The sequence below is a fragment of the Paenibacillus sp. 1182 genome (genome assembly GCF_017833915.1).
Classification (GTDB): Bacteria; Bacillota; Bacilli; order Paenibacillales; family Paenibacillaceae; genus Paenibacillus; species Paenibacillus polymyxa_D.
Window position 1 is genome coordinate 12,807 of the sequence record NZ_JAFICR010000011.1, and the last position, 15,541, is coordinate 28,347.

A 15,541-nucleotide genomic window follows, 5' to 3' on the forward strand; every position below is an offset into this window, starting at 1 on the left:
CATCTAATCGTCAGGAAAGGCTCACTACCCCGCAGCCGGATCTTTACTTATCCACACCAGGCGGGGGAATACACAAATCGTACATAGAGTGTATCAATATCCTTAAACATAAGCTTCGACAAAGGCAGCTCCGGTGCCGAATCCGGAGGTACGGCCGACTTTGTGCTGGCCGGCCGGAACCCTACAGCAAGTCTTACATCGATGGGAGGAACATCCCTTGTCCACCCCCAAATCCAATTCCGAACCCAATGTTAAACCAAAGCCCGTCTTCGGGCGGCTCGTCCGCAGCAAGCATATTGAAGCAGAGGAGCCGGTAGCAGCCGCATCTCTTGCATAGAACGATGCTCTTTGTTGTCTTTCACGCATGGGAGCCGAGCGGGACAGCTGCTAGGCAGAGGATTGCCGCATGCGATCAACCGGGCAAGCGAAGCGGTGACTTGGCGAGAGCCATTGACATTGTTGTCACATGTTTGAAAAGGCGGGGAGCGAGGCTGGAGCGTTGCTGCGGCATATGCTCCGCCGGATTGCTTTTGCCGATGAAGAAAGGGGAACGATCCAGATGGCTTTTGAAAAAGAAACGTTGTTTTGGAACGAAAAATTCGGTAGCGACGATTATACCTTGACGCGTCTGCCTTACAGCAAGGCTCCAAGCTCCCTGGCGCCCATTATGACAACCGTCGGCGGTTCGCTTTCAGAGGAAGTGGCGCAGCGCGTCCTTCAAATGAGCAAGGGCGCTCCGCTGGCCACTTTTATGATTTTGCTCGCCGGTGTTCAGTCGCTCTTGCATAAATATACAGGCGCTTCTGACATTCTGGTCGGCATGCCGGTTGTACGGAAACCGACGGAGACGCGCCGATCCGTTAATCATACGGTCATTTTGAAAAACTCGCTTTCGGTGGGTGCGACTTTTAAAACGCTTCTGAGCGAGCTGAGGACTTCCTTGCCTGAAGCGATTCAGCACCAACATATTCCGTTCTTGAAAATGGCGGAGAAGCTGGACCTGCAATATGCAGACGGGATACCCGTCATCCATACGCTAGTATCTCTTAAGGAGCTGCATCTGGACGAAATCGGGCAAAACGTGGTCACGGATTGTTCCTTTGAATTCAGCTTAACCGGCGGGACGATACAGCTAGCGCTGTCATATAACGAGCACTTATATGACTCCGAGTTCATGACTCGGGTCGTCGGCCATCTGAATCGCCTGCTGGCCGTGGGGCTTCACGAGTTGGAGCTGGACATCGTGCGGGCGGACATGCTGTCGGAGGACGAGAAATTTCAATTGCTGCAAAGCTTTAACGATACCGAGAAGGACTATCCCCGTGATCGGACGATTCATCAGCTCGTGGAGGAGCAGGCGAAGCGGGTGCCCGAAGCGACGGCGGTTGTCTTTGAGGGGCGGCGGCTTTCGTACGCGGAGCTGAATGAACGGGCGAACCGGCTGGCGCGGACGCTGCGATCGGTCGGGGTGCTGCCCAATCAGCTGGTAGGCTTGATGGCCAGGAGATCGCTGGAGACGGTCGTTGGCATTCTGGCGGTTCTGAAAGCTGGCGGTGCCTACGTGCCGATCGACCCGGAATACCCGGAAGAACGCATCCGCTACATTCTGGAGAACTCGAACGCGCAGTTGCTGCTGACTCAAAGGGAGCTGCTGCTGCAGGTGCCGTTCGAAGGGACCGTGGTGGCGCTGGATGACGAGCAGGCCTACAGCGACGATGGCTCGAACCTGGAGCCGGCCAGCGGTCCGAACGATCTGGCTTATGTCATCTATACATCAGGTACGACGGGCAAACCCAAAGGGGTCATGCTGGAGCATCGCGGGCTGGTCAGCTTGAAACTGACGTTTGCCCATACGCTTCACACGACCGAACAGGATCGAGTGCTGCAATTCGCCAGCCTATCGTTCGATGCGTCGTGCTGGGAGATGTTCAACGCCCTGTATTTCGGGGCGACCTTATATATACCGTCAACCGAGACGGTTTTGGATGATCAGCTGTTCGAACGTTTCATGAACGAGCATGCAATTACGATCGCCACTTTGCCGCCAACTTATGCGGCTTATTTGAATTCAGACCGCCTGCCGAGTCTGAGCAGGCTCATCACGGCGGGCTCCGCCGTTTCAGCCGAATTCGTGCAGCAGTGGAAAGACAAGGTACAGTACTATAACGCGTACGGTCCGACGGAAGCCTCGATCGCCACATCCGTGTGGGCGGCGTCTACGTATGACACCGAACGCAGAGCGATACCGATCGGACGTCCGATCTGGAACCATCGCTTGTATATACTGGGCGCACAGAATCAGCTAGCGCCTATCGGAGTGGAGGGAGAATTATGCATCGCAGGCGTCGGCCTCGCCCGGGGATATTGGAACCGGCCGGATCTGACGGCGGAGAAATTCATCGAACACCCGTTTGAGCCCGGAGAGAGACTGTACCGGACGGGCGACTTGGCCCGCTGGCTGCCGGACGGAAATATTGAGTACTTGGGCCGGATTGACCATCAGGTGAAAATCCGTGGATTCCGGATCGAGATCGGCGAGATTGAAGAGCAGCTTCTGAAGATCGACTCCGTGCAGGAGACGATCGTAATCGCACGGGAAGGCAAAAGCGGGCAAGAACTGTGCGCTTACCTGGTCGCGGGCCGCCCGCTTACGCTCGGCGAGCTGAGAAGCGAGCTGGCGCAAAAATTGCCGAATTACATGATTCCGGCGCATTTTGTTCAGCTTCCGCGGATGCCGCTCACGCCGAACGACAAAATCGACCGCAAGGCTTTGCCCGCCCCGGAAGGAAACGCACTGACCGGCGGCGCGTACGTAGCTCCCCGCAATGAAGCGGAGCGGACGCTTGCCGATGTGTGGCAGGCGGTATTGAACGCCGATCGCGTTGGGGTAACGGATCATTTCTTCGAGCTGGGCGGAGACTCGATCAAGTCCATTCAAGTATCTTCGCGGCTTCATCAAGCCGGGTACAAGCTGGAAATCCGGGATTTGTTCAAATATCCGACTATCTCACAGCTCAGCCTGCATGTGAAACCGATCGGACGTACCATCGATCAAGGCGAAATAACGGGTGAAATGGCGCTGACGCCGATTCAGCATTGGTTTTTCGAGAGCTCCTTTGCGGACCCGCATCATTTCAACCAGTCGGTGATGCTGTACCGGAAGGAACGCTTCGACGAAGAGACGGTGCGTCAGGTGCTGCAAAAGCTGGCCGAGCATCATGACGCCTTGCGGATGGTGTTCCGCAAGACGGAACAAGGGTTTAGCGCGCGGACCCGCGCGATTCAGGAAGGCGGGCTGTTCACGCTGGACGTGTTCGACTTCAAGGATGCGGAGAATACCGCGCAGGCTGTGGAAGCGAAGGCAACGGACATTCAAGCGGGCATCGATCTGGAGAACGGGCCCCTCGTGAAGGCGGGACTGTTCCGGTGCGCGGACGACGATCATTTGCTGCTTGCGGTTCATCATGCCGTGGTGGACGGCGTGTCTTGGCGCATTTTGATGGAGGATTTCGCTCTGGGTTACGAGCAGGCCGGCAAAAGCGAGGAAATTCGTTTCCCGGCCAAAACGGATGCGTACCGCACTTGGTCCGAGCAGCTGGCCGCTTACGCGCAAAGCGCGGAGATGGCGAAGGAACGGGCCTATTGGCAGGCCGTGGAACAAATTGCGGTTCCGGCCGTGCCGAAGGATCTGGAGGCGGACGTTACGACGCAGCAGGACAGCGAATCGCTGTTCGTGCGTTTGACTCCCGAAGAAACGGAGCTGCTGCTGAAGCGGGTTCACCGGGCCTACAACACCGAAATGAACGATATTTTGGTAACGGCGCTCGGCATAGCCGTTCGCAAGTGGACGGGACACGAACGGGTGCGGATCAATCTCGAAGGACACGGACGCGAATCGATCGGAACGGATATCGACATCACGCGCACAGTCGGCTGGTTTACGACCAAGTTTCCGGTCGTCCTAGAGCCGGAAACCGACCGGGATTTGGCCTATCAGATTAAACAGGTCAAGGAAAGTTTGCGCCGCATTCCGAACAAAGGACTTGGGTACGGCATATGCCGCTATCTCTCCAAATCGGAGGATGGCTTTGTTTGGGGCGCAGAGCCGGAAATTAATTTTAATTACCTCGGCCAGTTCGACGATGATGTCAACCAGGACGAGATCGGTATATCTTCTTATTCCAGCGGCAGCCCGGCCAGCGACCGGCAGGCCCGCAGCTTTGTGCTGGATATCAACGGCATGGTGCTGGACGGCACTTTATCGCTTGATCTTAGCTACAGCCGGAAGCAGTATCACAAGGTAACGATGGAAGCCTTCGCTCAGCGGCTTGAGCAAAGTCTACGAGAGCTCATTATCCACTGCGCAGGCAAAGAAAATACCGAATTGACGCCTAGCGACGTGCAATTTAAAGGCTTGACCATCGCCGAACTAAAGCAAATCGCCCAGCGCTCGGGCCATCTCGGGGAAATCGAAAATATTTACTCGCTTACGCCGATGCAGAAGGGCATGTGGTTCCACAGCGCGCTTGACCGGCAAACGGCCGCTTACTTCGAGCAGACGCGATTTACGATGAGGGGAGTACTCGACGTCCAGCTTTTCGAGAGGAGCTGGACGGAACTTGCGAAACGTCATTTGGTGCTGCGGGCGAATTTTGTGCAAGGACCGGCGGGCGAGCCGCTGCAAATCATATACCGCGACAAGCCGGTCGGCTTTGAATATGAAGAGCTGCTTCATTTGCAGGCGGACGAGAAACAAGCGTATTTGGATAAAAAGGCCGAGGATGACAAACTTCGCGGCTTCGACATGGAACATGACGCGCTCGTTCGGGTTACGATCCTGCGCACCGAAGAGCAAAGCTATCATGTGCTGTGGAGTTTCCAGCATATTTTGATGGACGGCTGGTGCCTGCCGCAGCTGACGCAGGAGCTGTTTGAGACGTACTCGGCCTTGGCATCCGGCAAGCAGCCAGCGGGAGATAAGGGATCGGATTATGGCGCTTACATCGAATGGTTGGAGAAACAGGACGATCAGGCGGCATCCGGCTATTGGACGGCATTCCTGGCAGGTTATGAAGGGCAAACCGTACTCCCGGGACAAAAGGAACCGGCGCCGAACGGCAGATTTACGGCTGATCACGTCACCGCCGAGCTGGGCAAGGACTTGAGCGAGCGGATGGACCGGGTGGCGAAACAGCGCCTGGTTACGGTCAATACGCTGCTGCAAGCCGCTTGGGGCGTTATGCTGCAAAAATATAACGGAACAAACGATGCCGTATTCGGCAGCGTCGTGGCCGGAAGACCGGCGGAAATCCCGGGTATCGAGTCCATGATCGGGCTATTCATCAATACGGTGCCGGTCCGCGTCACGAGCGAAGCGGACACCGTGTTCGCCAACCTGATGGCGAAGCTCCAAGAGTGGGCGCTGGAGTCCGGGCGTTATGATTACTATCCGTTGTATGAAATTCAAGCCCGCAGCGTGCAAAAGCAGAACCTGATCAACCATATCATCGCTTTCGAGAACTATCCGGTGGACGAGCAGATGGAGCAGGCGGGCGACCAGCAGCACGGCGACCTGACGATCGCTGACGTTCAGATGGAGGAGCAGACGAACTATAACTTCAACGTGACCGTGGTGCCGGGAGTCGAGATCGAAATTCGGTTCGACTTTAACGCCGAAGTGTTCGATAAAGACAGCATCGAGCGGCTCAAGGGGCATCTCGTCCATCTGCTGGAGCAGGTGACGGATAACCCGGAAATTACAGTGGGCGAGCTGGAACTTGTGACGGAGGCGGAAAAGGCCGACCTTCTCGGACGTTTTAACGACACCACCACGGAATTTCCGCGCGAGAAGACGCTCGTTCAATTGTTCGAAGAACAGGCGGAGCTTTACCCGGACAACGTGGCCGCCGTCATGAACGAGCGACAGCTGGCTTACCGCGAGCTGAACGAGCGATCCAACCGCCTTGCGCGGAAGCTGCGGGAGACGGGAGTAGAAGCGGACCAACTGGTAGCGATTCTGGCCGAACGCTCGCTCGATATGGTCGTCGGCATTCTGGCGATTCTCAAAGCGGGCGGAGCCTACGTGCCTGTCGATCCGGACTACCCGGAGGAGCGCATCCGCTTCATGATCGAGGATTCGGGCGCGCCGTTATTGCTGATTCAAAAGCATCTGCACGAGAAAACCGACTTCGCAGGAACGCGCCTCGAATTGGACGATTTCGTTTGGGGCGACAGAGGGGCGGACTCCGAAGGTGCGTTGGACGCTTCGAACCTGGAGCCAATTTCCGGGCCGGGCAACCTGGCATATGTCATCTACACGTCAGGAACGACCGGCAGACCGAAAGGAACGCTGATCGAGCATAAGAACGTCGTGCGGCTCCTGTTCAACGACAAGAACCTGTTCGACTTCGGGCCGTCCGACACGTGGACGCTGTTCCACTCGTTCTGCTTCGATTTCTCCGTCTGGGAAATGTACGGAGCGCTGCTGTACGGAGGCAAGCTGGTCATCGTACCGCCGCTGACGGCGAAAAGTCCAGCCGATTTCCTGGCGCTGCTGGGCCGCGAACAGGTCACGATTTTGAACCAGACGCCAACGTACTTCTACCAGCTACTGCGTGAGGTCTTGGCGGACCATCCGTACGATCTGCGGATTCGCAACGTCATCTTCGGGGGCGAAGCGCTGAGTCCGCTGCAGCTCAAGGGCTTCAAGACGAAGTACCCGGAGACGAAGCTGATCAATATGTACGGCATTACCGAGACGACTGTTCACGTTACATATAAGGAAATAACGTGGGTCGAAATGGAGGCGGCGAAGAGTAATATCGGCAAGCCGATCCCGACGCTGAAGGTGTACGTCCTGGATGAAAACCGCCGCCCTGTGCCGATCGGCGTAGCGGGCGAAATGTACGTGGCCGGGGAAGGCCTTGCGAGAGGATACCTGAACCGTCCGGATCTGACGGCGGAGAAGTTCGTCGATTCCCCGTTTGCGGAGGGGGAGAAACTGTACCGCTCGGGTGACTTGGCGGCTTGGCTACCGGACGGCAACATCGAATACCTGGGCCGGATCGATCATCAGGTGAAGATCCGCGGGTACCGGATCGAGCTGGACGAAATCGAGACGCAGCTGCTGAACGTCGAGGGCGTGGAAGAAGCGGTGGTGCTCGCCCGTCAGGACGGCGAGGGCGAGAAGGCGCTTGTCGCCTACTTTGTGGCGGACCGAACGCTGACGGTCAGCGAAATGAGAACCTCGCTGGCCCAGGTAATGCCGGGGTACATGATCCCGTCGTACTTCGTGCAGCTGGAGCGCATGCCGCTGACGACCAACGGCAAAGTGGACCGCAAAGCGCTACCGGAGCCGCAAGGCGGCATACAAACGGGCGTCGAATACGTAGCGCCGCGTAACCGGACGGAGTCCCAGCTTGTGAAGATCTGGGAGGAAGTACTGGGCTACTCCGGCATTGGAGTCCTGGACAATTTCTTCGAGCTTGGAGGCCACTCCTTGCGGGTGACGAACCTTGTCAGCAAGATTCAGAAGGAAATGAACGTCGAACTTCCGTTGCGCGACGTATTCCGCTACTCGACAATCGAAGAGATGACTCTTGCCATCTCCCGGATCGGAAAGCAATTGTTCTCGTCGATTCCGCGGGCAGGCGCAAGAGCATATTATCCGCTTTCCTCGGCTCAGAAGCGGCTGTTTATCCTGAATCAGCTGGAAGGGGCCGATCAGAGCTACAACATGCCGGGCGTGCTGCTGCTGGAAGGATCGATTGACCGGAGCCTGCTGGAGAAGGCTTTCCGGGGACTGATCGCACGGCACGAAACGCTGCGAACCGGCTTTGAGATCGTACAAGGCGAAGCAATACAGCGCATTTACGAGAGCGTCGACTTTGCTGTCGAGTACCGTCATGCGAGCGAGGAAGAAGCGCCTGAAGTCGTGCAGGCCTTCATCCGGCCTTTCGACTTGGCGAAGCCTCCGTTGCTGCGGGCGGAGCTTGTAGAGCTGGCAGCCGAACGTTATTTGCTGATGTTCGACATGCACCATATCGTCTCCGACGGGGTTTCGATGGACGTGTTAGTCGAGGAACTCGTTCGTCTGTACGGTGGCGAGTCATTAGAGCCTTTGCGCATTCAATACAAGGACTATGCGGTATGGCAGCAGTCGGACGAGCAAAAAGTGCAGTTGAAACGCGAGGAAGCTTACTGGCTGGACCGTTACCGGGGCGAGCTGCCGGTTCTGGAAATGCCGACGGACTATCCGCGTCCTGCCGTGCAGAGCTTTGAGGGACAAACGCTGACGTCCTTCGTGGACGAGGCAACGAACGAAGGCTTAAAGCAACTGGCGGCTCAAAGAGGAACGACGCTGTATATGGTGCTGCTTGCGGCATATACCGTGCTTTTGCATAAATACACAGGTCAGGACGATTTGATCGTCGGAACGTCGATTGCGGGCAGAACGCACGGAGACACGCAACCTTTGATCGGAATGTTCGTTAATACGCTGGCGCTCCGCAATTATCCGGCTTCGGAGAAGACCTTCCTGTCGTATCTGGAAGAAGTGAAAGAAACGACCTTAGGCGCTTACGAGCATCAGAATTATCCGTTCGAAGAGCTCGTCGATAAAGTGCAGGTCAGCCGGGATTTGAGCCGCAACCCGCTGTTTGACACGATGTTCTCCCTGCAAAACTTGGAGGACAAAGAGTTTGGGCTGGAAGGGCTGAAATTGTCCCCGTACCCTAGCGAATACGGCACGGCCAAGTTCGACCTGAGTGTGGATGTTACGGAAGAAAACGGCGGCCTGGAGTGCAGCTTTGAATTCGCAACGGCTCTTTATAAAGAAAGCACGATCCGGCGGCTGTCGACTCATTTCGGACATTTGCTTGCGGCGATCGTAAGCCGTCCGGATGCGAAGATTGCCGAGCTGAACTTGTTGACGGCAGAGGAAAAAGAGCAAATTCTCGGCGCGTTCAACCCGGCGCAGCCGGAAGCGGCTCCTGTGGCGGCGTTCCATCGGCTGTTCGAGGAACAGGCGGAGCGCACACCGGAAGCGGCGGCCGTCGTGTACGAGAACGACCGGCTGACGTATGCGGAGCTGAACGAGCGGGCGAATCGCTTGGCGGCTACGCTGCGCGCAAACGGCATCGGCCGGGAGACGATCGTCGGCATTCTGGCCGAGCGTTCGGTGGACTTGCTGGTGGCCGTGCTGGCCGTCTGGAAAGCGGGCGGGGCGTATGTGCCACTCGACCCGGATTATCCGGCGGAGCGCGTGCGGTTCATGCTTGAAGACAGCGGAGCGAAGGTGCTGCTGACGCAAACGCCGCTGCGAGAGCGTGCTGAAGCTTGGCTCGGCGAAGAGGAGCTGGCGCTGGCGGCGGTGCTGTACCTGGACGACGAAGCGTCGTACAGCGAGGAGCGGACGAATGCCGACAGCTTCCATGAAGCCCGTCCGGAGGATCTGGCGTACGTGATCTATACGTCGGGAACGACGGGCAAGCCGAAGGGCGTGATGATCGAGCACCGCAGCCTGGTGAACACGGCGGCGGGCTACCAGCGGGAATACCGGTTGGATCAGTTCCCGGTGCGGCTGCTGCAGTTCGCAAGCTTCTCGTTCGACGTGTTCGTGGGAGATATCGCGCGGACGCTGTACAACGGAGGCACGATGGTGATTGTGCCGAAGGACGACCGGATCGATCCGTCTCGTCTGCACCACTGGATGGAGCGGGAACGGGTCACCATCTTCGAATCGACGCCGGCGCTGATCGTGCCGTTCCTGGAGTACGTGCACGAGCAGCGGCTGGATATGAGCTGGATGGAGCTGTTGATCACGAGCTCGGACAGCTGCAGCGTGGCGGATTACCGGACCTTGCAGGAACGCTTCGGCTCGTTGTTCCGGATCATCAACGCATACGGCGTGACGGAAGCGGCGATCGACTCAAGTTTCTACGACGAGCCGCTGACGAAGCTGCCGCAGACAGGCCATGTGCCGATCGGCAGAGCGTGGCTGAATGCGAAATTCTACATCGTGGATGCGCACCTGAATCCGGTGCCGGTCGGGGTGCTGGGCGAGCTGGTTATCGGCGGAGTCGGAGTGGCGCGCGGGTACTTGAACCGTCCGGGGCTGACAGAAGAGAAGTTCGTAGACAGCCCGTTCGCCGCGGGCGAGCGGTTGTACCGCACGGGAGACTTGGCGCGGTGGATGGAGGACGGCAACGTGGACTTCATCGGCCGGATCGACAACCAGGCGAAAATTCGGGGGTACCGGATCGAGACGGGCGAGATCGAGTCGCAGCTGCTGCGGGTGGAAGGCGTGCGCGAAGCGGTGGTGCTGGTTCGAAGTGACGCGAACGGGCAGAAGGCGCTATGCGCGTATTACACACCGGATACCGGAGCGGAGCTGGCAGTGAACGATCTGCGCGGCGCGCTGGCGCAGGAGCTGCCGGGCTACATGATCCCGTCGTACTTCGTGGAGATGGAGCGCCTGCCTCTGACGCCGAACGGAAAAATTGACCGGAAGGCGCTGCCGGCGCCGGAAGGGGAAGCGGGAAGCGGAACGGAGTACGTCGCACCGCGCAATGAGCTGGAAACAAAGCTGGCGGCGATTTGGCAGGAGGTGCTGGGGCTTGCGAAGGAGATTGGCGTTCACGACAACTTCTTCGACATCGGTGGTCACTCCCTGCGGGCGACGACGTTGGTCAGCAAGATTCATAAAGAATTGAGCGTGGATCTGCCGCTGCGCGACGTGTTCCGCCATTCCACCATTGAGAGCATGGCCGCCGCCATTTCCCGGCTGGATGAGCAGACATTCGTTGCCATTCCGGTGGCGGATGACCGAGAGGTGTACCCGCAATCTTTTGCTCAAAAACGTCTCTTTATCCTGAATCAACTGGAAGGCGCGGAGCTTAGCTACAACATGCCGGAAGCGATGCTGCTGGAGGGGGCTTTGGACCGGGCAAGGTTCGAAGAAGCGTTCCGTAAGCTCGTGGCGCGGCATGAAACGCTGCGCACCGGGTTCGAAATGGTGGATGGCGAAGCATCGCAGCGGATTTACCAGGACGTGAATTTTGCCGTGGAGTTCTATCGAGTGGATGAGCAAGAGGCCGAAGAGATGGTTCGCCGTTTCGTCCGTCCGTTTGACTTGGCGAAGCCTCCGCTGCTGAGGGTAGGCCTTGTCGAGCTGGCTCCGGAACGTCATATTCTAATGTACGACATGCATCATATTATTTCCGATGGCGTCTCGATGGAAATCTTTGTTGAAGAATTCGTCCGCTTGTACGGCGGCGAGCAATTGGAGCCTCTGCGCATTCAGTACAAAGACTACACCGTTTGGCAGCATTCGCAGGAGCAGAAAGAACGGCTTCAGCGTCAGGAGGCGTACTGGCTGGACATGTTCCAAGGCGAGCTGCCGGTGCTGGAAATGCCGGCCGACTATCCGCGTCCGGCCGTGCAGAGCTACGAAGGCCAAACGCTGGAGTTTTCCTTCGACGCTTCGAAAACCGACGGCCTGAAGCAGCTGGCCTCGGAAACGGGCACGACGCTGTTTATGGTGCTGCTTGCGGCGTATAACGTCCTTCTGCATAAATATTCAGGTCAGGAAGACGTGATCGTCGGTACGCCGATTGCCGGAAGGAATCATGGAGATGTGCAGCCGTTGATCGGGATTTTCTTAAACACGCTGGCTATCCGCAGTTATCCGGCTTCGGAAAAGACATTCCTGTCATACCTGAACGAAGTCAAAGAAACGACCCTCCATGCCTTCGAGCATCAAAACTATCCGTTCGAAGAATTGGTGGACAAGGTGCAAGTCACCCGTGATTTAAGCCGCAATCCGCTCTTCGACACGCTGTTTACGATGCAGAATACGGAAAACGAGGAATTTGAGCTGGAAGGGCTTCGCCTGATTCCTTATCCGAGCGTATTAGATACCGCGAAGTTTGATATCAGCTTGGATGTGGGCGAGGAGAACGGCGGCTTGGATTACAGCTTCGAATATGCGACGGCTCTCTACAAAAGGGAGACGATCGAACGGCTGGCGAAACATTACGAGCAGCTGCTCGAAACGATCGTAAGCCGTCCAGATGCGAAGATTGCCGAGCTGGACTTGCTGACGGCAGAGGAAAAAGAACAAATTATCGGCGCGTTCAACCCGGCGCAGCCGGAAGCGGCTCCTGCGGCCGCGTTCCACCGGCTGTTTGAGGAACAGGCGGAGCGCACGCCGGAAGAGGCGGCCGTCGTGTACGAGAACGACCGGCTGACGTATGCGGAGCTGAACGAGCGGGCGAACCGCTTGGCGGCTACGCTGCGCGCAAGCGGCATCGGCCGGGAGACGATCGTCGGCATTCTCGCCGAGCGTTCGGTGGACTTGCTGGTGGCCGTGCTGGCCGTCTGGAAAGCGGGCGGGGCGTATGTGCCGCTCGACCCGGATTATCCGGCGGAGCGCGTACGGTTCATGCTCGAAGACAGCGGAGCGAAGGTGCTGCTGACGCAAACGGCGCTGCGAGAGCGTGCTGAAGCCTGGCTTGACGAAGAGGAGCTGGCGCTGGCGGCGGTGCTGTACCTGGACGACGAAGCGTCGTACAGCGAGGAGCGGGCGAATGCGCCGATTGGCTCGGGCATAGTCTCCGGCAAGCTGACGGATACTGTGGACGACGGCGATGAGAGCCATCAGAATGTTGGCACCGACAGCTTCCATGAAGCCCGTCCGGAGGATCTGGCGTACGTGATCTATACGTCGGGAACGACGGGCAAGCCGAAGGGCGTGATGATCGAGCACCGCAGCCTGGTGAACACGGCGGCGGGCTACCGGCGGGAATACCGGTTGGATCAGTTCCCGGTGCGGCTGCTGCAGCTCGCAAGCTTCTCGTTCGACGTGTTCGTGGGAGATATCGCGCGGACGCTGTACAACGGAGGCACGATGGTGATTGTGCCGAAGGACGACCGGATCGATCCGTCTCGTCTGCACCACTGGATGGAGCGGGAACGGGTCACCATCTTCGAATCGACGCCGGCGCTGATCGTGCCGTTCCTGGAGTACGTGCACGAGCAGCAACTGGATATGAGCTGGATGGAGCTGTTGATCACGAGCTCGGACAGCTGCAGTGTGGCGGATTACCGGATCTTGCAGGAACGCTTCGGCTCGTTGTTCCGGATCATCAATGCTTACGGAGTGACGGAAGCGGCGATCGACTCCAGCTTCTACGACGAGGAATTGGCGAAGCTGCCGCAGACAGGCCATGTGCCGATCGGCAGAGCGTGGCTGAATGCGAAATTCTACATCGTGGATGCGCACCTGAATCCGGTGCCGGTCGGGGTGCTGGGCGAGCTGGTCATCGGCGGAGTCGGAGTGGCGCGCGGGTACTTGAACCGTTCGGAGCTGACAGAAGAGAAGTTCGTAGACAGCCCGTTCGCCGCGGGCGAGCGGCTGTACCGAACGGGAGACTTGGCGCGGTGGATGGAAGACGGCAACGTGGACTTCATCGGCCGGATCGACAACCAGGCGAAAATTCGGGGGTACCGGATCGAGACGGGCGAGATCGAGTCGCAGCTGCTGCGGGTGGAAGGCGTGCGCGAAGCGGTGGTGCTGGTTCGAAGTGACGCGAACGGGCAGAAGGCGCTATGCGCGTATTACACACCGGATACCGGAGCGGAGCTGGCAGTGAACGATCTGCGCGGCGCGCTGGCGCAGGAGCTGCCGGGGTACATGATCCCGTCGTACTTCGTGGAGATGGAGCGCCTGCCTCTGACGCCGAACGGAAAGATTGACCGGAAGGCGCTACCGGCGCCGGAAGGGGAAGCGGGAAGCGGAACGGAGTACATCGCACCGCGCAATGAGCTGGAAACGAAGCTGGCGGCGATTTGGCAGGAGGTGCTGGGGCTTGCGAAGGAGATTGGCGTTCACGACAACTTCTTCGACATCGGCGGCCACTCCCTGCGGGCGACGACGCTGGCGGGCAAGGTATTTAAGGAATTAAACGTCAACCTGCCGCTGCGCGACGTATTCCGTCACTCGACGATTGCGGCGATGGCCGAGGCGATCGCCCGGATGGAACGGCGGGAGCATGAGGCCATTCCTCAAGCGGAGGAGAGAGAGTACTACCCTCTGTCCTCCGCGCAGAAACGGCTGTTCATTCAGCACACGCTGGATGGAGCGGATCAGCTTTACAACATGCCGGAGCTGGTGCAGGTGGAAGGCGAGTTTGATTTAGACCAGTTGGAAGCCGCCTTGCGGAAATTGATAACACGGCATGAATCGCTGCGCACCGGTTTTGAAATCGTGAAGGCCGAAGCGGTTCAGCGGATTTACCCGCAGGTCGAGTTTGCTATCGAGCATCATCAAGCGGATAAAGAGGATGCGGCTCAAATCGAGCAGATCGTCCGCAGCTTCGTTCGTCCGTTTGATCTCGGCAAGCCGCCGCTACTGCGCGCCGGGGTCATCGAGCTGGAGCCGAACCTGCATATTCTCCTTTTCGACATGCACCATATGGTGTCCGACGGCGTATCGATGGCGATTGTGATCGATGAGTTCTCGAGTTTCTACGCCGGGGAAGAACTGCCGCCACTGCGCATCCAATACAAGGATTATGCCGTTTGGCAGCAGTCGAAGGCCCACCGAGAGCGGATCGGGCGGCAGGAAGCGTACTGGCTGCAAACCTTCGAAGGCGAGCTGCCGACGGCGGACCTGCCGATGGACTACGAACGGTCTGCGGCTCGCAGCTACGAAGGCGCGCATCTGGAGTTCGACGTCGAAGCTTCTCTCTCTGCGCGGTTGCGCGAATTGGCGGCCGAGCGTGAAAGCACGCTGTTCATGGTGCTGCTTGCGGCTTATACCGTGCTGCTGTCCAAGTACAGCGGGCAGGAGGACTTGGTCGTGGGCACACCGGTGGCGGGAAGAACGAACGCCGATTTGGAACCGGTCATCGGGATGTTTGTCAATACGCTGGCGATCCGCAATCGTCCGTCGGGCGACAAAACGTTCTTGTCTTACCTGGAAGAAGTGAAGGAAACGGCTTTGGGTGCTTTCGAGAACCAGGATTATCCATTCGAGGAGCTCGTGGAGCGTTTGAATGTGAAGCGGGAGCCGGGCCGCTTTCCGCTGTTCGATGCCGTTTTCGACTTGCAAAATATCGAAGAACGAGACGCCGAGCTGGAAGGGGTCAGCCTGAAGACTTACGAGCTTGACCATTTGGAAGAAGCGAAGTTCGATCTGACGCTGTTTATGTATGAAAACAACGGGGCGCTGAGCGGGGGCTTCTTCTACGCCACCAAGCTGTTCAAAGAAGCGATGATCCGCACCTTGACCGAGGATTACCTGCGGGTACTGTCTCAAATTGCGGAAAATCCACAACTCGAGCTAAGCCGGATTGAATGTCATAAACCGGCGGCAGGCGCAAAGAGTGCCGTCGATACGATCGAATTCGCGTTCTAATCCTACAAGCGCGCCTCCGCCGTCAAGCGAAAGCGGCGCGCATCCCAAGGAAGACGGCGAACAACGTCCAAGCCCGTAAACGCGCAGGCCGAAAGCATGCTTTTTCGGACCTGCGCCGGGGCA

The 15,541-nt window shown here is 58.0% G+C and carries 1 protein-coding gene; it reads left to right on the forward strand.

The features are described from left to right. Window positions 1-466: 466 nt before the first annotated feature. Window positions 467-15,418: a non-ribosomal peptide synthetase gene (locus tag JOD82_RS20730; protein ID WP_209949864.1), complete on the forward strand. Its 14,952-nt coding sequence runs from the start codon at window positions 467-469 to the stop codon at window positions 15,416-15,418. Window positions 15,419-15,541: the final 123 nt, after the last annotated feature.

Bases quoted from the DNA above. Each gene is read 5' to 3' on its own strand.
- JOD82_RS20730 (WP_209949864.1), top strand. From the start codon at position 467: ATGTTTGAAAAGGCGGGGAGCGAGGCTGGAGCGTTGCTGCGGCATATG.